Here is a 21428-nt window from a genome sequence, read left to right as displayed (position 1 = left end):
CGCCCACTCCCGCTCCGTCCACGTTCGCTCGGTCCGGATCCACTCGGTCCGGACTGGCTCCCGACGATGACAAGACCCTCCACCACCCTCCGGGTCAGGACGTGCCGAACAGCAGGCCGTAGAGCCCGAAGGCCCCGAGGGCCACCGGGATCAGCGCCACCACGCTCACCGACTCGGCCAGGTCCAGCCACCGCCGCAGCCGGGCCCGCAGCGTCTCCGGCAGCCGCACGGCGAGCACCGCGACCGGCAGCACGGCCAGGACACCCAGCGTGGCCAGCGCGAACCCCGGCGCCCCACCGTCGGCGGCCCAGAGCAGCACCAGCCGTACGCCCACCACCAGGCCCGCCGCCAGCAGCGCGACGACCTCCACGGCCAGCGGATAGGCGCGGGCCCGCGAGCACAGGACGACGCACAGCAGCAGCCCGGCGAGCACCGTCCACAGGTCGGGCGTGCGCACCGCGAGCACCCCGGCGGCGCCGGCCGAGGCCGCCATCGCCACCGTGGCCAGAGCAAGCTCCCGATGGGCGGCGCCCAGCGCGCCCGCCACCTGGTGCCGACTGACCGGTGTGCCGCCGGAACGCTGGTCGTCGAGCCGGGTCAGGCCGGCCGCCATCAAAGCGAGCCTCGGCAGATAGCCGAGGACAAGTACGGAGCCGAAGCCGAGCGCGACTCCCGTGCGCGCGGGGGTGGTCAGGGCCAGCCCCAACTCCCAGGCGCCCACGGCGAGCGCGACCGACGCCGCGCCTATCAGGCCGCCGCGCCCGAGCCCCGCACACAGTCCGAGGAGCGCGAGCACGGCCGCGACGGTCAGCCCGACGGCGGCGAGCCTGGGGCCGCCGTCCGGGACCGCCTGCCATGCCGCGGCCATCCCGAAGGTGCCGCCGAGCAGCAGGGTCACCTGGGGGACGCGCTGCCCCGTTCGTCCGGCGCGGGTACCGAGGGCCGCTCCGGCACCGGCGAGGGCGACGGCAACGAGGCCGAGCCCCAAGGCGGCGCTGCCGTTCCCGTACCAGGTGTGTGCGCAGATCCCGGCGACCGCCCCGAGCAGCACGCTCGCCGCCGTCGCGGTCCAGGCCCTGCTCTGCTCGCCCCATCCCCAGCCGCGGACGTCGAGGGGGCCGGCCAAGGCGTCGGTGCGGTCCCGCGCCACGGACTCCGGCTGCCGCGCGGCGAAACCCGGCTTCAGCAACCGGCCGTCGTCACTGCGCGCCATCGCCACCCGCCCCTCCCGTTGTGCATCGCCACACCATACGGTCCCGGCGTCGCGCCCTGTCCACCGCTGTGGACAACGAGACGGGCACAACCGATGCCCACGCGCCGCGCCGGGCCGAGGCCTTGACCTGCGACGGTCGGCACGGCGCGGGAAGCGGTGGTGGGGAAAACCCCACCATCCGCCACCCCAGCCACCCCATGGCACCCGCGGCCGCGGCCGGGCAGGCTGGGGCCATGACGGACAGTTCCCGACCCGGTGCCGCTGCTGACGACCTTGACGGTGCCTCACCCCCGCCGCCCAGAGCGCCGCTCGGCAAGGCGACGTGGCAGGAGATCGCCTACCTGCTGGCCAACTTCCCGTTGGGCGTTGTGGCGTTCGCGGTGGTGGTGGTCTGGCTGACGCTGGGACTCGGGCTGTCGGTCACCGTGATCGGCCTGCCGCTGCTGGCCACGGGGCTGATGGCGTGCCGGCAGTACGGGAGGCTGGAGCGGGCCAGGGCGCGGGCGCTGCTCGGGGTGCGGGTCGAGGAGCCGAGCCCGCTACGGGCGCGGGAGTCCGGGTTCTTCCCATGGCTGTGGACGCGCCTGAAGGACCCCGTCGCCTGGCGGCACGCGCTGTTCGCGTTCATCCGGCTGCCGTGGGCGCTTCTCACCTTCGCGGTCGTCTTCGTCTCGCTCTTCGTGGGATGGCCGGCGCTCCCCTGGGTGGCGCGCTGGCTGTCGAACGTCGACCGGGCGATGGTGCGCGGTCTGCTGTCGCCGTCCGACGAGCTGGAGCGGCGGATCGCCGAGCTGGAGTCGGACCGGGTGACGGTCACCGACACCGCGGCCGCCGATCTGCGGCGGATCGAGCGGGATCTGCACGACGGCGCGCAGGCCCGGCTGGTGGCGCTGGCCATGGGGCTCGGGCTGGCGAAGGAGAAGCTGCTGGAGGGTCAGGCCGACGAAACCGTGGCGGCGATGGTGGAGGAGGCGCACGGTGAGGTGAAGCTGGCCCTTCAGGAGCTACGGGATCTGGCCCGGGGCATCCATCCGGCGATCCTCACCGACCGCGGGCTGGGGCCCGCCCTGGCCTCGCTGGCCGGGCGCTGCACGGTGCCCGCGACGACCTCCGTCGACCTGGCCGAGCGGCCCGCGCCCGCCATCGAGGGCATCGCCTACTTCACCGTCTCCGAACTGCTGCAGAACGTCTCCAAGCACAGCGCGGCGCGGCGGGCGTCCGTCGAGGTGTGGCGGGCGGAGGACCGGCTGCTGATCCAGGTGGTGGACGACGGGCGGGGCGGGGCGCGGCTGGACGGCGGCAGCGGGATGGCCGGGCTCGCCGAGCGGCTGGGGTCGGTGGACGGGCTGTTCGTGCTGGATTCGCCGGTCGGCGGGCCCACGCGGGTGACGGCGGAGCTGCCGTGGCGGCCGCGCGCCGGGGCGGGGGCGGCACCCGTGCCGACATCGAAGCGGGGGCACCGGCCGAGGGGCCGGTGACCTGCCGGTTGTGCTGAACCCCAGGTCCGGGGGTGGGGAAAACCCCAGGAAAAGACTGCGAAAACCCCCATGGTGCGCCGGGCTCGGCTCGCGGAGGCTTGTCGCAGCGGAAAACCGCTGGGCCCGCCCAGGGCCGGCAGATCACGCAGCGGCGCCGACAGGCAGGACCCGCGTACGACAGAAACGGACGACGAGACGATGGATACCGCATACGCACCGCAGCCCCGCGGCTCACGCGTTCCCGTGGGACTGCGCGCCCCGTTCTCCGGGCGCACCTGGCGGGAGTTCCTCTACCTCTTCCTCAGCCTCCCGATGTCCATCGTGATGTTCGCCTACGCCCTAGCGGTGATCTCGCTCGGCGCCGGTCTGCTGGTGACGTTCCTGGGCATTCCGGTGCTGGCGGGCGGCCTGGCCGGCAGCCGGGGGCTGGGCAGCGTGGAGCGTGCGCGGGCCAGGGGTCTGCTGGCGCTGGACGTGGCCGATCCGGAGCCGGTGCGCCCCTCGAAGCCGGGCGTGATGGGCTGGGTCGGGGCCGTGCTGAAGAGCGGGGTGTCCTGGCGGCACCTCCTCTACTCCCTGTTGCACTTCCCATGGGCGGTCTTCTCCTTCGTCTTCTCGCTGACGTTCTGGACCATCGGCTGGGCGCTGCTGGCCTATCCGCTGTGGCGGTGGACGTTCCCCGCCTATCTCGACCAGCCGGGCATCCAGATGTGGGGCGACGGCAGCGGCAGCGGCTTCTACCTCGACACCCCCGCGGAGATCTGGCTGACCAGCGGGATCGGGCTGCTGCTCGTGCTGGCCGGGCCCTGGGTGATCCGCGGGCTGACGCAGGTGGACCGGGTCATGGTCCGCGGTCTGCTGGGCCCCTCCTCGCTCGCGACCCGGGTCGTCGAGCTGGAGTCGGACCGCGGCGTGGTGGTGGACACCGCGGCGGCCGATCTGCGCCGCATCGAGCGCGATCTGCACGACGGCGCGCAGGCCCGGCTGGTCTCGCTCGCCATGGACCTGGGCCTGGCCAAGGAGAAGCTGGCCAAGGACCCCGAGGCCGCGGCGCGGATGGTCGACGAGGCGCACGGCGAGGTGAAGATCGCGCTCCAGGAGCTGCGGGATCTGGCCCGGGGGATACACCCGGCGATCCTCACCGACCGTGGCCTCGGCCCGGCGCTGTCGGCGCTGGCCGCCCGCTGCACGGTTCCGGTGAGGGTGACGGTGGACCTCGACCACCGCCCGGCGGCGGCCATCGAGGGCATCGCCTACTTCACCGCCTCCGAGCTGCTGCAGAACGTCTCCAAGCACGCCCGGGCCACCCGCGCGACGGTGGATGTCTGGCGCACCGCCGACCGGATCGTGGTGCTGGTGACGGACGACGGCAGGGGCGGCGCCCGCACCGACGCCGGCACCGGCCTGGCCGGCCTCGCGGAGCGACTCGGCTCCGTCGACGGCCTGCTCATAGTGGACTCCCCGATCGGCGGCCCGACGTCCATCACCGCCGAACTGCCCTGGCGCGGGTGACCTCGGGGGCACCGCAGCGAGGACAGCGGGCGGCGGCCGGGGCCGGGACGGGGGTCCGGCCCCGCCCGCCCGCGCCGCCTGCCCCGCCTCCGCGCCGCCCCTGCCGTCCCCTGCCTCCCCTGCCCCCTGATCCGCCCGCCCGCGTCCGAATGCTGGAATGCTGGGGACCGGCAGGGTGGGAGCGATCAGACGTGGGGGATCCGAAGTCGTGGAGGACAAGGTGCGGGTGGTCATCGCCGAGGATTCGGTGCTGCTCCGGGAGGGGCTGACCCGGCTGCTCACCGACCGTGGGCATGAGGTCGTGGCGGGTGTGGGGGACGCCGAGGCGCTGATCAAGGCGATCAGGGAGCTGGCGGACGAGGACGCGCTGCCGGACGTGGTGGTGGCGGACGTACGGATGCCGCCGACGCACACCGACGAGGGGGTGCGGGCCTCGATCCGGCTGCGCCGCGACCATCCGGGCCTGGGGGTGCTGGTGCTCTCGCAGTATGTCGAGGAGCAGTACGCCACGGAGTTGCTGGCCGGGTCGAGCCGGGGTATCGGCTATCTGCTCAAGGACCGGGTCGCCGAGGTGCGGGAGTTCGTCGACGCGGTGGTCCGGGTCGCCGAGGGCGGCACCGCGCTGGACCCGGAGGTGGTGGCGCAGCTGCTGGGCCGCAGCCGTAAGCAGGATGTGCTGGCCAATCTGACGCCGCGCGAGCGCGAGGTGCTGGGGCTGATGGCCGAGGGCCGGACGAACTCCGCCATCGCCCGGCAGCTGGTGGTCAGCGACGGCGCGGTCGAGAAGCACGTCAGCAACATCTTCCTGAAGCTGGGGCTGGCGCAGAGTGACGGGGATCACCGCAGAGTGCTCGCCGTGCTCACCTACCTCAACTCCTGACCGACTGACACCTTGTCAGTTTTGGCAGGCCGCGGCCATTTCCCTCGCGGCCCAGGACTTTGGGCGTAGAACCAATGGAGGAGTCCGGAGCGTCATGAATAAGGGGTCACGGGGGCGGTGATTTCATGACAAAACACACCAGAGCGGTGTCTCATCTTGACGTCCATCATGTGATCGCCCCAGGGAAGGTCACCCTTACCCACGTACGATGGTTATGGGACAACCGTCCGGTACGACTCGTCCCGAGCCCTGCCTCCGGCGGGGACGCCGCACCCCTCGAGGGAGGTCCGAAGCAGTGACCAGCCAGGTCAGTAGCCCAGCCGAGCAGACCGACGCAGCGCTAGTCGGGGAACAGCGCTCTTCCGGTAACGGCGGGCAGAGCAAGGAAGTCCGGCGCCTGGACCGGGTGATCATCCGGTTCGCCGGTGACTCCGGTGACGGAATGCAACTCACCGGAGACCGGTTCACCTCAGAAACGGCGTCGTTCGGTAACGACCTGTCGACGCTGCCCAACTTCCCCGCCGAGATCCGGGCGCCCGCCGGCACGCTGCCGGGTGTCTCCAGCTTCCAGCTGCACTTCGCCGACCACGACATCCTCACGCCCGGTGACGCTCCGAACGTGCTGGTCGCGATGAACCCGGCCGCGCTCAAGGCGAACCTCGCCGACGTCCCGCGCGGCGCGGAGATCATCGTCAACACCGACGAGTTCACCAAGCGCCCGATGGCGAAGGTCGGCTATGCGACCAGCCCGCTGGAGGACGGCTCGCTGGCGGCGTACAACGTCCATCCGGTGCCGCTGACGACGCTGACGATCGAGGCGCTCAAGGAGTTCGGGCTCTCGCGCAAGGAGGCCGAGCGCAGCAAGAACATGTTCGCGCTGGGCCTGCTGTCGTGGATGTACCACCGCCCGACCGAAGGCACCGAGAAGTTCCTGCGCGCCAAGTTCGCCAAGAAGCCGGACATCGCGGAGGCGAACGTCACCGCGTTCCGGGCGGGCTGGAACTTCGGCGAGACGACCGAGGACTTCGCGGTCTCCTACGAGGTCGCCCCGGCGACCACGGCCTTCCCGACCGGCACCTACCGCAACATCTCCGGCAACCTCGCGCTGTCCTACGGCCTGGTCGCCGCCTCCCAGCAGGCGGACCTGCCGCTGTATCTGGGCTCCTACCCGATCACCCCGGCCTCCGACATCCTGCACGAGCTGTCCAAGCACAAGAACTTCGGTGTGCGGACGTTCCAGGCGGAGGACGAGATCGCCGGTATCGGCGCGGCGCTGGGCGCGGCGTTCGGCGGCGCCCTGGCGGTGACGACCACGTCCGGCCCGGGTGTGGCGCTGAAGTCGGAGACCATCGGTCTCGCGGTCAGCCTCGAACTTCCGCTGCTGATCGTGGACATCCAGCGCGGCGGGCCCTCGACGGGTCTGCCGACGAAGACCGAGCAGGCCGATCTGCTGCAGGCGATGTACGGGCGCAACGGCGAGGCGCCGGTGCCGATCGTGGCACCCAGGACCCCCGCCGACTGCTTCGACGCCGCGCTGGACGCGGCCCGGATCGCGCTGACGTACCGCACCCCCGTCTTCCTGCTCTCCGACGGCTATCTGGCCAACGGCTCCGAGCCCTGGCGGATCCCCGACGTCGGGGAACTCCCCGACCTGCGCGTCCAGTTCGCCTCCGGCCCCAACCACGAGCTGGCGGACGGCACGGAGGTCTTCTGGCCCTACAAGCGCGATGAGCAGACCCTGGCCCGCCCCTGGGCGGTGCCGGGCACGCCGGGCCTGGAGCACCGCATCGGCGGCATCGAGAAGCAGGACGGCACCGGCAACATCTCCTACGACCCGGCCAACCACGACTTCATGGTGCGCACCCGCCAGGCCAAGGTCGACGGCATCGAGGTCCCGGACCTCGCGGTCGACGACCCCGCCGACGCCGGCGGCAAGGGCGCCGGGACCCTGGTCATCGGCTGGGGGTCGACGTACGGACCGATCACCGCGGCGGTACGGCGCGTACGGGGCGCAGGGGAGCGCATCGCGCAGGCCCATCTGCGCCACCTCAACCCCTTCCCCCGGAATCTCGGCGAGGTCCTGGCGCGTTACGACAAGGTGATCGTGCCGGAGATGAACCTCGGGCAGCTGGCCATCCTGCTGCGCGCCAAGTACCTGGTCGACGCCCGCTCGCACACCCAGGTCAGCGGGATGCCGTTCAAGGCCGAGCAGCTCGCGGAGGTCTTTAAGGAGGCCATCAATGACTGAGACGATCTCGGAGAGGCCCTCGCAGATCGAGGCGCTCTCCCTGGTGCCCAAGGCCGAGGCCAAGCAGTCCATGAAGGACTTCAAGTCCGATCAGGAAGTGCGCTGGTGCCCCGGCTGCGGTGACTACGCCGTCCTCGCCGCCGTGCAGGGCTTCATGCCCGAGCTCGGCCTGGCGAAGGAGAACATCGTCTTCGTCTCCGGCATCGGCTGCTCCTCCCGCTTCCCGTACTACATGAACACCTACGGGATGCACTCCATCCACGGCCGCGCCCCGGCCATCGCCACCGGCCTGGCCTCCTCGCGGCGCGATCTGTCCGTATGGGTCGTCACGGGCGACGGCGATGCGCTGTCCATCGGCGGCAACCACCTCATCCACGCCCTGCGGCGCAACGTCAACCTCAAGATCCTGCTGTTCAACAACCGGATCTACGGTCTGACCAAGGGCCAGTACAGCCCCACCTCCGAGGTCGGCAAGATCACCAAGTCGACGCCGATGGGCTCGCTGGACGCGCCGTTCAACCCGGTCTCGCTGGCGCTCGGGGCCGAGGCGACGTTCGTGGCCCGTACGGTCGACTCCGACCGCAAGCACCTCACCTCGGTGCTGCGCGAGGCCGCCGCCCACCCCGGCACGGCGCTGGTGGAGATCTACCAGAACTGCAACATCTTCAACGACGGCGCCTTCGAGGTCCTCAAGGACAAGGAGAAGGCCCAGGAGGCCGTCATCCGCCTGGAGCACGGGCAGCCGATCCGCTTCGGCGCCCCGGCCCCCGACGGCCTCGGCTCCAAGGGCGTGGTCCGCGACCCGGCCACCGGCGACCTCAAGATCATCGACGTGCTGCAGGAGGGCACGGAGGGCGTGCTGGTGCACGACGCGCACAACCCCTCCCCCACCACGGCCTTCGCGCTGTCCCGGCTCGCGGACCCCGACACCCTCCACCACACCCCGATCGGTGTGCTGCGCAATGTCGAACGGCCGGTCTACGACACCCTGATGTCCGACCAGCTGGACACCGCCATCGAGCAGCAGGGCAAGGGCGACCTCGCCGCACTGCTGACCGGCAACGACACCTGGACGGTCGTCGGCTGACGAGCACGGCCCACGGCCGGCCGTGCCACAGGGCGCGGCCGAGGCGTGGCGGGCCCGGACACCGCTGCGGGTGTCCGTACGGGAACGTCTCATGGCGTTCCCGTACGGGCACCCGCCTGCGGTTGCGGGTGCCAGAGCCTCGTTCGGCGCGGGCGCGGCGCGTCCCTTCTGCGCGTCTCGTACGAGTGCCATGCTGGCGGCCTCCAACCGCCAAGGGGCAAGACATGAGCATCGTGGTCACCGGCGCCGGCGGGGCGCTCGGCCGGCTGGTCATCGAGGAGCTGCTCAAGCGCGCCGCACCGGGCGACATCGTGGCGGTCGCCCGGGACCGGGCCAAGACCGCGGGCCTGGCGGCGCTCGGCGTCGGCATCAAGATCGCGGACTACGGTCGGCCCGAGACGCTCGAAGGGGTCTTCGCGGCCGGCGACCGGGTCCTGCTCATCTCCGGCAACGAGGCCGGTCAGCGCCTCACCCAGCACCGCGACGTGATCGACGCCGCGCGTGAGGCGGGCGTGGGGCTGCTGGCGTACACCAGCGTGCTGGGCGGGCCGACCGCCACCTTCTCCATCGCCGAGGAGCACATCGCCACCGAGCAGGCGCTGCTCGCGTCCGGTGTGCCGTACTGCCTGCTGCGCAACGGCTGGTACCACGAGAACTACACCGGTGCGCTGGCCGGGACGCTGCGGGCCGGCGCGGTGATCGGCAGCGCGGGCGAGGGCCGGGTGGCCTCCGCCGCGCGCCGGGACTATGCCGAGGCGGCCGCCGTCGTGCTCACCGGCGCCGGCCATGAGAACTCGGTGTACGAGCTGAGCGGTGACACCGCCTGGTCGATGGCGGAGTACGCGGCCGAGGTGTCCCGGCAGACCGGCCGGAGGATCCCGTACCGCGATCTGCCCCAGGAGCGGTATGTGGCCCTGATGGTCGAGGCGGGGGTGCCGGCCCTGGGGGCACAGCTGGTCGCCGATGCGGACGCCGGGATCGCCCGGGGCGAGCTGGCGGCCACCCCCGGCGACCTCTCCCGGCTCATCGGCCGCCCGACGACACCGATCGCCGAGTCGATCGCGGACGCCCTGAAGCGGCTGACGGCCTGAGACGGCTGACGGCCCGCCTTCCGGACCGCGGCGGCTCCCGCCCCGAGGCGCCCTCCGATCTGAGGCAACTCCCCGCCGTCATTCTTCCGCCACCCCTTCGTCATGACCGTCTATCGATACGCACATGACAGGCGGGCTGATGCGGCGCTACCTTCGCAGGGTCGACGAAGCACCTCAGGAGGGTCCCCTTGCAGCATCGAGCCGATCAGCGCGCTGGACTCGCCTATGGCATCGCCGCCTACACCATGTGGGGCCTGCTGCCCCTCTACTGGCATCTGCTGGACGCCGTCGCACCGTCCGAGATCCTGGCCCACCGGATGGTGTGGTCGCTGCCCGTCGCCGTCGTCATCCTGGCCGTGCTGCGCCGCTGGTCCTGGATAGGCCCACTGCTGCGGCAGCCCAAGCGGCTCGGACTGGTTCTGGTCTGCGCCCTGGTCATCTCGGTCAACTGGTTCCTCTACATCTGGGCGGTCAACGCCGGGCATGTCCTGGAAGCGTCGCTCGGCTACTTCATCAACCCTCTGGTCAGCATCGCCTTCGGCGTGCTCGTGCTGCGTGAGCGGCTACGACCGCTGCAGTGGACGGCCGTGGGCGTCGGCGCCCTGGCCGTCGTGGTGATGACCGTCGCCTACGGCAAGGTGCCCTGGATCGCGCTCGGTCTGGCCCTGTCCTTCGCGACGTACGGGCTGGTCAAGAAGGGCATCAAGCTCGACGGCATCGAGGGCTTCAGCGCCGAGACGGCCATGCAGCTGCTGCCCGCACTGGGCTTCCTGATCTACCTCGGGGCACAGGGCCAGTCCAGCTTCGTCGGCGGCGGAGTCGGCCAGGCGCTGCTGCTCTCGGCCTGCGGAGTGGCGACCGCGGTGCCGCTGATCTGCTTCGGCGCCTCGGCGATGCGACTGCCGCTGACCGTGATCGGGATGCTGCAGTACCTGGCGCCGACCTTCCAGTTCGTGCTGGGGCTCCTGGTCTTCCACGAGGAGATGCCGCCGGAGCGCTGGGCCGGGTTCGCGCTGGTGTGGGTGGCCCTGGTGGTGCTGACCTGGGACGCCCTGCGGACGGCGCGACGGGGGCGGATGCAGCTGGCCGCCGCCGCGGCCCGCGCGGGCGAGGCAGCCGCGACCGAGGCGATGGCGTCGGTGGCCGAGCCCGCCACCGCTCAGCCCCCCGGCCTCAAGCCGTGATGTCGCGGGTGGTGAACCGCGCCCAGGCCGCCGCCCCGAACACCGCCGCGTACAGCGCCTGCAGGCCGAGGTTCTTCTGCAGCTGGTCCCAGTAGACGGGGTCGCGCAGCAGGTCCGCGAAGGACAGCCAGTAGTGCGGGAAGAGATACGGCTGGATGGCGTCCAACTGGGGGATGGTGTCCAGGATCTGCACGGTGATCAGCAGCCCGACCGTGGTCGCCATGGCGGCGATACCGCTGCTGGTGAGCGTCGATATGAACAGGCCGACGGCGGCCACCCCCGTCAGGGACAGCGCCACCGCTCCGGCGATGGCCAGCGCCCGCAGCAGCCCCTCGGCGAAGGAGACGGTCGTGCCGGAGAGCAGGGTGATCTCGCCCAGGGGAAAGAGCAGAGCGCCGGTCACCAGCGCGAAGAGCGCCACGACCAGGGTGCCCACCAGGCAGAACGTCATGGCTGTGGCGTATTTGACCAGCAGCAGGCGGGTGCGGCCCGCGGGGGCGACCAGGAGGTAGCGCAGCGTCCCGCCGTGCGCCTCGCCGGCTATGGAGTCGCCCGCGATCACACCGATGGACATCGGCAGGAAGAACGGCAGCGTCACCGCGAGCGAGGTGAAGACCAGGAAGAGACCGTTGTTGCTGACCTGGGAGATGAACGCCGGGCCGCCCGCACCGCCGCCGCCCTCCGCCCCGCCGTCGCCGGTCTCGATCTTGACGGCGATGCCGACCAGGACCGGTACGCCGGCGAGCACCGCCAGCAGCGCCAGGGTGCGCCAGCGCCGGAAGGTCATGGTGATCTCACTGCGCAGCAGGCCCAGCGACCACAGCGGTCGGGGCCGGCGCGGCACCGCCTCAGCCTGCGACATCGAATCCCTCCCCGGTCAGGTGCACAAAGACGTCCTCCAGCGAGGCGCGTTCGGCGCCGAAGGCGCGGACCCGGACACCGGCGTGCACCAGGGCGGCGTTGACGTCCGCCAGCTCCAGGGGCGCCTGATCGCCCGGCCGGTCCGAAAGGCCGACCGGCAGGTCGCCCGTCACCCGGTCGTCGGTGACCTGAAGTCCGGTCACGCCGTGCTCCTTCAGCACCCGCACCGCGTCCGCCGCGTCGGGAGTCGTCACCGTCAGCCGGCCGTGGCCGCGCGGCCCGAGGACCGTGGCGGAGAGGTCGGCGACCGTGCCCTGGGTGATCAGCCGGCCGCGGGCCATCACCGCGGCATGGGTGCAGACCTGCTCGATCTCGTCGAGGAGGTGGGAGGAGAGGAAGACGGTCGTACCGTCGGCGGCCAGTTCCCGGACCAGGGTGCGGATCTCCCGCATGCCCTGCGGGTCCAGGCCGTTGGTGGGTTCGTCGAGCACCAGCAGCTCACGGGGCTGGAGCAGCGCCGCGGCCAGTCCCAGGCGCTGCTTCATGCCGAGGGAGTAGGCGCGCGCCTTCTTGCCGGCCGCGGCGGCCAGGCCCACCCGCTCCAGTGCGCCGCCGACCCGCTGCGTACGGGTACGGGGGTCGGCGGCGGGGTCGGCGGCGTCGAAACGCCGCAGGTTGTCGCGGCCGCTGAGGAAACCGTAGAGCGCCGGTCCCTCGATGAGCGCCCCGACCTTGGGGAGCACGCGGCGGCCCGCGGCGGGCATCGGCTGCCCGAGCACCCTGGCGCTGCCGGCGGTCGCGTCGATCAGGCCCATCAGCATGCGGATGGTGGTGGTCTTGCCGGAGCCGTTGGGGCCGAGGAAGCCGAAGACGCTGCCGCGCGGTACGGCCAGATCGAGGCCGTCGACGGCGAGCTGGCCACCGCGGTAGGCCTTGGTCAGCCCCTGCGTCTCGATCGCCCGGTCCCCGGTCGGCGGGTGGTCGAAGGCGGCCGGGCCCGCGGGTGGGCGCGCGCCGGCGGCCCCCGGTACGGGCGGCTGTGGCATCGGCTCCCCCAACGTCGTACGGCTGGCCTGCGGGCCGCGCCGCGCCGCCCGGTGAGGGGCGGCGCGGCGGTCCCTGGTGCTGCGGTGGCCCGTTACTTGGCGGCGTTGGCCGCGTCGATCAGGGCCTGCTTGTCGACGGCACCGACGTAGATCGTGCCGTTGTCCGTTATCAGGGCGTTGACCAGGCGCGTGCTGAAGATCCGGCCGGAGCCGAAGGAGCCGCTGGCCTTGTCGCCGAGGCTGTCCAGGAACTTGCCGACGTCGCCGCCCGCGCCCTGGTCCTTGCCCGAGGGCAGGCCGGAGCCGGCGCCCTTGATCGTGGCGATGGACGTCCAGCCCTTGCCGATGACGTTCAGCCCGCCCAGGTCCTTCTCGACGTCCTTCATGCCCTTGCGGGACCCGAAGTCCTTGGTGCCCTTGCCGTGTTCGCGCTCGGCCTTCGCCCGCTCCTGGTCGCCGTTGACGACCTTGGCGCCCTTGGGCGGGGTGAAGGAGAACTGGCTCGCGGCGGGCTTGGCGAAGTCGACATCGGTGTAGCCGACGTCGATGGCGGCCGCGCCACCGCTCTTGGGGGTGAGGGTGAACTTCAGCGGGACGCCGTTGGCGGCGTCCACCGCGACCCGGATCGAGCCGACCGTCGAAGCGGCCTGCTTGGGCTTGATCAGCAGCTGGTAGGCGTCCCGCCCGGCGACCTTGGCGGTGCCGTCGACGGTGACCGAGGTCGTGTCCCCGGCCGCCTCCAGGGCCTGCTTGGCCAGGTCCTGCGGGGTGGCGTTCTTCAGGTCCTTGGGGAGATCCTTGGGCTCATGGCGCTGCTTGCCGTGCCGGCCGGCGTCCGGCGCGGTGCTGTGGACGGCGGTGTTGCTGCCGCTGTCGTAGGCCCAGACGTCCTTGCCGTTGTGGACGAGGCTGTACTCGGCGGCCTTGTCGACGATCGACAGCCGCTGCTTGTCGGGGCCGTCGGCGGCGACGCGCAGCGTGTGCGCACCGGACGCCAGCTCCATCAGCTTGCTCTCGGGCGCCGCGGACGCACCGTCGCCCTTCTTCTCGGCACCGCCCGGGCCGCCGCCGAAGCCGCCGGCCCCTCCGGCCATGCCCGGCAGGGCGGGCAGGCCGAGGTCCGTGGTGATCCGGACCGTGCCGGAGAGCTGCTGGACATCCGACTTGGCGATCTTGGCGATCAGTTCCTGTGCCGAGATCTTCGGCAGGTCCGGAGAACCGCCGGCGAACGCCGGGACCAGTCCGATCGTGGCCGCCGCCACTCCCGCCACCGCGACCGGCACGGCGTAGCGCACCGCTTTACGGCGCTGCGGGGAGTGTCCCCCGTCCCCTTCGGTGACCTCTGTCGGTTCGTACCGTGGCATCTGCCTACCTCCGTCGTATGCGGCGGTTGCTGCGCTGTCCGCTCACCCACCCCTGGGCTCAAGGTGACCCGTCCGCCGCGCTCTGGTGCTTTCCATCTCACCAAAGCCCCGGGCGTATCGCGTCAGCCCGCGGGGCCAACTCGTCGTACTGCTGAGGTATGACGCCGGGTCACCGCACGGCGTTGCACGTACGACAGGAGTCTGATCACTCCCTAGGGGACAGGCGGGCGATCCCTCAGGGGTCCGCCCGCCCCACGTCACCCGGCTCGGTGCACCACCGCGTCGCAGAGGCCTTCCAGGGCCTCCTTGGCCGGGCACTGCGGCAGCGGCGCCAGCATCGCGCGGGCCTCTTCCGCGTAGCGCACGGTGTCGCGGCGGGCCTCTTCGAGCGCCGGGTGGGCGCGCAGGCCGGCCAGCGCCTCGGCGTGCCGGGCGTCGTCGGTGAGATCGCCGGCCAGCAGCTCGCACAGCGCGCGGTCCTCCGGCGTGCCGGAGGCGCTCTCGGCCCGCGCCCGCAGATGCAGCACGGGCAGCGTCGGGATGCCCTCGCGCAGGTCCGTACCGGGCGTCTTGCCCGATTCGTGCGAGTCGCTGGCGATGTCGAGGACGTCGTCGGCCAGCTGGAAGGCCGTGCCCAGCCGCTCGCCGTACTGGGTGAGGATGTTGACCGTCGACTCGTCGGCGCCCGACATCATCGCGCCGAACCGGCACGCTACGGCGACCAGTGAACCGGTCTTGCCGGCGAGGACGTCCAGGTAGTGGTCGACGGGGTCCCGGCCGTCGCGCGGTCCCGCGGTCTCCAGGATCTGGCCGGTCACCAGGCGCTCGAAGGCCTCGGCCTGGATCCGGACCGCCTCGGGGCCGAGGTCGGCGAGGATGTGCGAGGCACGGGCGAAGAGGAAGTCCCCGGTCAGCACCGCGACGGAGTTGCCCCAGCGGGCGTTGGCGCTGGCCACGCCGCGGCGCACATCGGCCTCGTCCATCACGTCGTCGTGGTAGAGCGTCGCCAGATGCGTCAGCTCCACGACGACGGCCGAGGGCACCACGCCCGGGCTGTGGGGGTCACCGAACTGGGCTGCCAGCTGCACCAGCAGCGGCCGGAACCGCTTGCCGCCCGCGCGCACGAGATGCTGCGCGGCTTCGGTGATAAACGGCACGTCGCTCTTGGTGGCCTCCAGCAGGCCCTCCTCGACAGCCGCCAACCCGGCCTGGACATCGGCCTCAAGAGCCTGGTCCCGCACGCTCAGCCCGAAGGGCCCGACGACGGTCACGAGGGGTACTCCTGTCTGCTGACGATCAAACTGAATGTCGATCTGTCGCTGTCTCCACCATTGGCCAGCGTATCCGGTCTCAGTTCGATCACCGTGAGCGCCCGCCCCCCGAACCGCCCGCGAAGCACAGCGGCCTCCCGGCCGGTACGTTGCGGATCACCCTTTGATGCGGGTTTGACTCCGGTCAACGGGGCAACAAAGGCATCCGGTTTCCCGACCACCCCACGCGCCACAGCTCTGACCGGAGAGCCGAATACCCGCCCCGAAAGCGGCGTTCTTCGGCCATCCTCACAGGCCACTCCCCCCTCGCCTCCGGGACGACTGGCGGGACTCCACGAATCCCGGGGCGCCGGCCGCGCACGTGCACGGACGCCCCCGACGGTCACCCGTACGCCCGCGCCACCGCCCGCGCCAGCCTGGGCGAGGCGAACGCCGTGCCGCAGACGAAGCGCATCACCGGGCCGAAGGAGGCGGCCGCCGGCAGCCCCGTGAAGTACAGCCCCAGTACCGACGAGCCGAAGCCGGCGTCCAACAGAGGCCCGCCGGCCCGCGTCACGACCTCGGTGCGCAGCCCCTGGCCCAGGAAGTCCAGCGCCGCGAGATCCATCCGGTAGCCGGTGGCGGCCAGCACATGGTCGGCCGCGAGCTCCCCTCCCTGGCCGTCGGCGCCACGCAGCGCCAGTACGGGACGGCCGTCGCGCACCGTCGCCCGGACGATCCGCCGGCCCTGCGTGACCTGCACCCGTCCGACGAAGCGGTCCCGCAGCCACCAGGCGCCCAGAGGGCCGAGCACCTGCGCACCAGGTAGCGCCGCAGCGGCGCCGGCAGTCGGCGGAACGCGTCGGCGTGATACGCCAGCGCGTACAGCGACCAGGCATTGCCGAACGGGGACGGCGGCCGCAGCCGTGGCTGGCGGTCCGGTGGCGCGCCGAAGCCCACCGCGGCGGGCCCACGCGCCACCACCCTTACGGACGCCGCGCCCGCCTCGGCCAGCAGCACCGCGCTCTCCAGGGCCGACTGCCCCGCGCCGACGACCACCACCTCGCGGCCGGCCGGCGCCGACAGGTCGTGGTGCTGCGAACTGTGCGAGACGGGCCCGGTGGCGGACGGCCCTTCCGGGACCGCGGCGGCCAGTTCCGGCGGCAGGTGCGCCAGACCGCTCAGTCCGGTGGCGACGACCACCACCCGGGCACCGAACTGCTCACCGCTGTCCAGCTTCAGTTCGAAGCCGTCGGCCCGCCGATCGACCGAGACCACCCCGACCTGCTCCAGGTCCGGCACCAGCCGCTGCCGCACCCACTGGCCGTACTGGACGAACGTCTCCACCGGGATGATGTCCCAGTCCGACTCGTAGCGGCGCCCCCCTGTTGCCGCGCAGTGGTCACCGAGGGTGTGCCCGGCCTGCGGGGCGTGGATGCTGGAGGCCGCCGGTGTCGACTTCAGCAGCATGCCCGCGGGCATCTGCGCGTGCCAGTTCACCATCGGGCGGCCGAGGACCCGCACCGGCAGGCCGCGCGCCCGTAGGTGCGCGGCCGTCGACAGGCCGTACGGGCCGGCCCCGATGACCGCTACCGGAGTGCTCACTTGGGTTCCTCCCCTTGCCTGGGTGGTGCGGCGGTGCCCGCCCGGCGACCCGCCCGGCGCAGCCGCATCAGGTGGTGGGCGCCCGGCCCGACGGACCGCGCGAGCATGGTGAAGAACGGCAGCGGGTCGTCCCCGGCGAACCACGCCAGTTCGGTGCCCGGGGTCCGCGCCGGTACGTGCGTGGTGTCCGCGCCGCTGCACGGGTAGGCGAAGCGCGCGGGCAGATCGACGTTCTCGACGACGAAGCGGTGCCCGGCCCGCTGGGCGCCTTCGGGGACGGTGCGCCCGGTGAGGTACAGGTGCTGGGCTCGTACGACATCGACGCCAGCGGTGCTCTCGAAGAGCCGGAACTGCGCGCCCATGCGGGGGTTGAAGTCGAGCAGCCGGTACCGGCCGTCGCGACGGTCCAACCGCCAGTCCAGGTCGGCGATCCCGGTGAACCCGATCCGCTCGATGAACTGTGCGGACATCCGGGCGAGTTCGGCGTTGTCGACGACATACGCGCAGGCCGTCATGCCGGCGTGCGGTGGCCAGGAGCGCACCTTGACGCCGGTGAACAGCGCCAGCGGCGCGCTGTCCGCGCCGAAGCAGCCGTGCACGATCCAGTCCTCGGCCTGCTCGCGGGGCAGGTACTCCTGGAGGATCACGCCGGGCCGCGGCCCCCAGTCCCGCGCCAGGTCGAGCAGTTGCCCCGGCCCCTCTATCCGGGTCGTGCCGGCGACCGCGGGTCTTCTGCGCCGTACGAACGCCTCGCGGTTCTTGGCCACCACCGGGGCGCGCCTGCCTGGCGTACGCCTCGATCTCCCCGTAGGACGCGGGGAAGGCGGCGGCCGGCGAGGGCACGCCGTGTGCCGCGCACAGCTCGTGCAGGCCCTGCTTGCCGGCAAGCCTGCGCGGCAGGTCCGCCGCCACCCGCGGGAAGAGAAACGGTCCGGCGAGCGCCTCGGCATGCTCGGCGATCAGCACCGCGGCCTCTTCGTCGGTGGGAATCAGCACCGTCGGCCGCCCGATCCGGCGACCGATCCGCAGCAGCCCCGCCACCAGCCGGTCCGGCTCCTCGCGCCCCGTGGTCTGCCACACGAAACGGCCGCGGAGATAGTGGGAAGCCGCCGCCGGCGTGCAGCGGTCCTCCGTCACGGCGTACATGGGGACACCGAGCCGTCCCAGGCTGCGAATCGCCCCCACACCGCCGTGGTGCAAGGGATAAGGCCCGATCTTCACGATCAGCCCCGGAACACTCCGGTCGACCGCGAGCCGTGCGCCATTGCGAGCCACGTGTCCCCCCAACGGAACGGCCCCTCCCCGGCCCGTGCCAGGGAAGGAAGCTAGGCCCGAATTGCGCAGTACGGCAAGGTTTTTTCGGACATTGCCCACACTTGGGGTGTACCGGGGCCACGGCCGCCGGCCGGCTTCCTGCGCCCACGTCGCGCTCGTGCCCCGCGGCCGCCCCGCCGAGCGGCCCCGGCCTTCCACCCGCCCGGCCGGCACATCGGCAGCGCCGGCCGCCGCACGCCCGCCCGGCGCAACCGCCCACGCGAGTTATCCACAGGCCACTTCCCCGCGACGTGCCCGGCCGTACTCTGATCAACACAGCCACCGGCTCGGGGACACACCAGCCCCCGACGGTCCGGCTGCCCACCGGCGACGACGAACGCGAGGAGCTGTCCATGCCCGAGCAGAGCCCGTTCGAGCTGGCAGAAGGCGATCCCTTCGGCCCGCACAACCTCCCCTACGGCGTCTTCAGCACCACCGATGCCCCCGACCAACACCGCATCGGTGTCCGCTACGGCGCCCATGTCCTCGACCTGAGCGCCCTGCCCAGCGCCCTCCCGGCCGCCATCCATCCGCACGCCGAGCTCCTCGCCGCGCCGACCCTCAACCCCCTCCTCGCCGCCGGGCGGCCCGTCTGGCAGCAGATCCGCGCGGCCGTCCACACCGCCGTGACCGACCTCGCGCACCGCGACGAAGTGGCCCCGCTGCTCCACCCGTTGGAGGAGGTCACCCTGCACCTCCCCTTCGAGGTCGCCGACTACGTCGACTTCTACTCCAGCGAGCACCACGCCATGAACGTCGGCCGGATCTTCCGCCCGAACGACGCGGGGCTGCCGCCCAACTGGAAGCATCTGCCGATCGGTTACCACGGCCGGTCGGGCACCGTCGTCGCCACCGGCACCCCGGTGGTGCGGCCCAACGGCCAGCGCAAGGCTCCGGCGGACGAGGCCCCGACCTTCGGCCCGTCCACCCGCCTCGACATCGAGGCCGAGGTCGGCTTCGTCGTCGGCACGCCCTCCACGCTCCATGAGCCCGTCGGCCTGGGCTCCTTCCGTGACCACGTGTTCGGCGTCTGCCTCGTCAACGACTGGTCCGCCCGCGACATCCAGGCCTGGGAGTACGTGCCGCTCGGCCCGTTCCTCGGCAAGTCCTTCGCCACCTCCGTCTCTGCCTGGATCACCCCGCTCGACGCCCTCGACGAGGCCCGTACGACACCGCCCGCACGGGACGTCCCAGCACTGCCCTACCTCGACGACTCCGGCGTGGAGCCGGGCGGCTTCGACATCCGCATCGAGGTGCGGATCAACGACGAGGTCGTCTCACGGCCCCCGTTCGCCAGCATGTACTGGACGGCCGCCCAGCAGCTGGCCCATATGACCGTCAACGGCGCCTCCCTCCGCACCGGCGATCTGTTCGCCTCCGGCACGGTCTCCGGTCCCGACCCCGATCAGCTCGGCTGCCTGCTCGAACTCACCCAGGGCAAGGGCCCCTACCTCCAGGACGGCGACGAGGTCACCCTCACCGCCTGGGCCCCGGGCCCCGGCGGCGCCCGGATCGAGCTGGGCGAGGTCAGCGGCCGCATCCTGCCCGCACCCACGGTGGGGACACCGTAGTGACATGACCGACGTGCCCCTCACTCTCCCCGAGGAGCTGCTCCTGCTCGCCCTCGACCCGGTCCGCGGCCGCCCGCTGAACAGCCCCAGGTACCTGCGGTACGGGCTGGCCGGTGCGGCGCTGGCCGACCTGGAGGCGGCCGGGCGGATCGCGGTCGAACGCGGCGACCGCGTCACGGTGGCCAATCCGCTGCCGCTGGGCGACCCGATACTCGACGGCGCCCTGGCAACGCTCCCCGCCCCCGCCAAGGGCGGCCGGGGCATCAGGGCCCACCGCTGGGTACGCAGCGCCAGCCGCCCCGTGCGGGAGCTGTGCCTGCGCCGACTGGAGGAGCGCGGCGCGCTGCGCAGACAGGTCTACCGCGCCCTGGGCCTGTTGCCGTACGAGCGCTTCCCCGCAGGGGCGGTGGACCTGGCCGGCCCGGCCCACGCCCGCTTCAGGGCCGCGGTCGACGCCGGGCTCCCCGACCGGCGCACCCGGCTCCTGGCGGCGCACTCCTCAGCGACGGGCCTGGACACCAAGCTCCTGCCGGGCAGCGCCTTCCGCCCACTCCGCCGCGACCTGAGACGCCTGGTCAAGGAGGAGTGGACGGCCCACGCCGCGTTCCGCGCCGTACAGGACGACCAGAGTGCCGGAGGTGGGGTGTAGGGCGGGAGGGGTGTAGGGCGGGAGGAGGTCCGGAGAGTGCGATTAGGCCGCGAGTGGCTGCTGGCTGCAGTAGAGGGCCTGGCAGAGGATCCGGCAGAGGTACCAACGGTGCTGGCGCCGGCCTCGGCAGAGGTCCTGGCGGCGGCATGGGCGGGCGCCCTGGCGGCGGCCTAGGCGGGGAGGCCTGGCCCCGACCTAGGCAGGGGTGCTGGCGGGCGGACTAGGCGGGGGCCTGGCGGTGACCTCGGTAGGGGTCCCGGCGGCGACCCTCCCGGCGGGAGGCGCTGGAGCATGAGGTGGAGGGGCGGGGAGGGGCGGGGAGGGGTGGGTTGGGGCGGGGGCGGGGGAGGCCCCAAAGGCAGTAGCTATGTATGCCCCGCCCCAACCCACCCCCTCCCCCCACCTCACCCCACCCCTTTCACCCCCTTCGCCCCGTTTTCGCGTCACAGGCCCACACCAAGTCCGTACCGGCGTTGACGCAATCCGGTGACGGGTCCGAGAGCCGTGGAGGGCGCTGCTAGCCTCACGTCTCCCTGTCCCACAACGGAGGAGACGTACGTGCGCAAGGCAGCGCAGATCGCCGGGGCGGCGGCCATCGCCGCGATGCTGCTCAGCGGTTGCGGAAGCAGCGGCGGCACCGACAGCAAGCCGAGCAAGACGCCGGAGGCCGCGCCGTCGACTCCGGGAGACGCCGACAAGCCCGCCGGCCCCACCGCGGTCGAGGGAGCCTGGAAGGCCGGATCGAGCAGCAGCCCGCTGATCCTCGTGATCAAGGAGGGCACGGTCGCGTTCAGCAACGGCCACAAGGCCGCCTGCCTGGGCAAGGTCCAGACGATGGCCGGAATGACCATGGCCGCACTCAAGTGCACCGACGGGGACACCACCCGCACCATGGGCACCCTCAAGCCCGGTTCGGACGGCAAGACCCTGACCGTCGACTGGAAGAACGGCCCCACCGAGAAGTACACCAAGTCCAGCGACGGCAGCGTGAAGATCCCCGACATGCCCGAGCTGCCGAGCGGCATGCCCAAGAGCTGACCGCCGCACTGCGCGGCAACGGCCGCCGCCCGACCCC

At 72.2% G+C, this 21428-nt stretch carries 15 protein-coding genes and 2 pseudogenes; 10 read left to right on the top strand and 7 right to left on the bottom strand.

The features are described 5' to 3' along the window. Window positions 1-94 precede the first annotated feature (94 nt). Window positions 95-1213 carry a secretion protein snm4 gene (locus ACFWZH_RS15005; protein WP_384429793.1) on the bottom strand — a complete coding sequence of 373 codons (1119 nt, stop codon included), beginning with the start codon at window positions 1211-1213 and terminating at the stop codon, window positions 95-97. Between the two features lie 233 nt (window positions 1214-1446). Between ACFWZH_RS15005 and ACFWZH_RS15000 the strand changes: the two genes are divergently transcribed. The 7 genes from ACFWZH_RS15000 to rarD all read left to right on the top strand — a co-directional run bounded on the left by ACFWZH_RS15000 (window position 1447) and on the right by rarD (window position 10693). After that, complete coding sequence (locus ACFWZH_RS15000) at window positions 1447-2691, top strand: sensor histidine kinase (protein ID WP_384429790.1); 1245 nt, start codon at window positions 1447-1449, stop codon at window positions 2689-2691. 198 nt (window positions 2692-2889) lie between these two features. Then, on the top strand, window positions 2890-4203 hold the full coding sequence (locus ACFWZH_RS14995) for a sensor histidine kinase (RefSeq protein WP_384429787.1): 1314 nt from the start codon (window positions 2890-2892) through the stop codon (window positions 4201-4203). A gap of 208 nt (window positions 4204-4411) precedes the next feature. Beyond that, window positions 4412-5083 carry a LuxR C-terminal-related transcriptional regulator gene (locus ACFWZH_RS14990; RefSeq protein WP_384429784.1) on the top strand — a complete coding sequence of 224 codons (672 nt, stop codon included), beginning with the start codon at window positions 4412-4414 and terminating at the stop codon, window positions 5081-5083. 295 nt (window positions 5084-5378) lie between these two features. Then, complete coding sequence (locus ACFWZH_RS14985) at window positions 5379-7331, top strand: 2-oxoacid:acceptor oxidoreductase subunit alpha (RefSeq protein WP_384429782.1); 1953 nt, start codon at window positions 5379-5381, stop codon at window positions 7329-7331. After that, window positions 7324-8418 carry a 2-oxoacid:ferredoxin oxidoreductase subunit beta gene (locus tag ACFWZH_RS14980; protein WP_384429779.1) on the top strand — a complete coding sequence of 365 codons (1095 nt, stop codon included), beginning with the start codon at window positions 7324-7326 and terminating at the stop codon, window positions 8416-8418. The genes ACFWZH_RS14985 and ACFWZH_RS14980 overlap by 8 nt, the downstream gene beginning before the upstream one ends. Window positions 8419-8642: 224 nt before the next feature. Then, the gene (locus ACFWZH_RS14975; RefSeq protein ID WP_384429776.1) at window positions 8643-9509 is read left to right on the top strand and encodes an SDR family oxidoreductase; all 867 of its coding nucleotides are present in this window, start codon (window positions 8643-8645) and stop codon (window positions 9507-9509) included. Between the two features lie 188 nt (window positions 9510-9697). Further along, the gene (gene rarD, locus ACFWZH_RS14970; protein ID WP_384429773.1) at window positions 9698-10693 is read left to right on the top strand and encodes an EamA family transporter RarD; all 996 of its coding nucleotides are present in this window, start codon (window positions 9698-9700) and stop codon (window positions 10691-10693) included. On the opposite strand, the gene ACFWZH_RS14965 is transcribed toward rarD, so the two are convergent. The 6 genes and pseudogenes from ACFWZH_RS14965 to ACFWZH_RS14940 all read right to left on the bottom strand — a co-directional run bounded on the left by ACFWZH_RS14965 (window position 10683) and on the right by ACFWZH_RS14940 (window position 18106). Further along, complete coding sequence (locus ACFWZH_RS14965; RefSeq protein ID WP_384429770.1) at window positions 10683-11555, bottom strand: ABC transporter permease; 873 nt, start codon at window positions 11553-11555, stop codon at window positions 10683-10685. The two genes, rarD and ACFWZH_RS14965, sit on opposite strands and share 11 nt — an antisense overlap. Continuing rightward, the gene (locus tag ACFWZH_RS14960) at window positions 11542-12600 is read right to left on the bottom strand and encodes an ATP-binding cassette domain-containing protein (protein WP_384429767.1); all 1059 of its coding nucleotides are present in this window, start codon (window positions 12598-12600) and stop codon (window positions 11542-11544) included. Before ACFWZH_RS14960 ends, ACFWZH_RS14965 begins: the two co-directional genes overlap by 14 nt. Window positions 12601-12692: 92 nt before the next feature. Further along, the gene (locus ACFWZH_RS14955; protein WP_384429764.1) at window positions 12693-13964 is read right to left on the bottom strand and encodes an outer membrane lipoprotein carrier protein LolA; all 1272 of its coding nucleotides are present in this window, start codon (window positions 13962-13964) and stop codon (window positions 12693-12695) included. Between the two features lie 257 nt (window positions 13965-14221). Then, window positions 14222-15235, bottom strand: a complete 1014-nt coding sequence (locus ACFWZH_RS14950; protein WP_384429761.1) for a polyprenyl synthetase family protein — start codon at window positions 15233-15235, stop codon at window positions 14222-14224. 382 nt (window positions 15236-15617) lie between these two features. Continuing rightward, window positions 15618-16819, bottom strand: a pseudogene (locus ACFWZH_RS14945) (FAD-dependent oxidoreductase). After that, window positions 16816-18106: pseudogene (locus ACFWZH_RS14940) on the bottom strand (ATP-grasp domain-containing protein). Before ACFWZH_RS14940 ends, ACFWZH_RS14945 begins: the two co-directional pseudogenes overlap by 4 nt. Before the next feature lie 380 nt (window positions 18107-18486). On the opposite strand from ACFWZH_RS14940, the gene fahA reads away from it, so the two are divergent. From fahA to ACFWZH_RS14925, 3 genes are all read left to right on the top strand, one after another. Next, on the top strand, window positions 18487-19704 hold the full coding sequence (gene fahA / locus ACFWZH_RS14935; RefSeq protein ID WP_384430224.1) for a fumarylacetoacetase: 1218 nt from the start codon (window positions 18487-18489) through the stop codon (window positions 19702-19704). Between the two features lie 4 nt (window positions 19705-19708). Beyond that, the gene (locus ACFWZH_RS14930) at window positions 19709-20353 is read left to right on the top strand and encodes a GPP34 family phosphoprotein (protein ID WP_384429758.1); all 645 of its coding nucleotides are present in this window, start codon (window positions 19709-19711) and stop codon (window positions 20351-20353) included. 558 nt (window positions 20354-20911) lie between these two features. Next, the gene (locus tag ACFWZH_RS14925; protein WP_384429756.1) at window positions 20912-21391 is read left to right on the top strand and encodes a hypothetical protein; all 480 of its coding nucleotides are present in this window, start codon (window positions 20912-20914) and stop codon (window positions 21389-21391) included. Window positions 21392-21428 lie beyond the last annotated feature (37 nt).

Origin of the sequence: Streptomyces sp. NPDC059008 (genome assembly GCF_042749045.1) — a bacterium.
In the GTDB taxonomy this organism is placed as follows: domain Bacteria; phylum Actinomycetota; class Actinomycetes; order Streptomycetales; family Streptomycetaceae; genus Streptomyces.
This window is presented reverse-complemented; position numbering and strand designations above follow the sequence as displayed.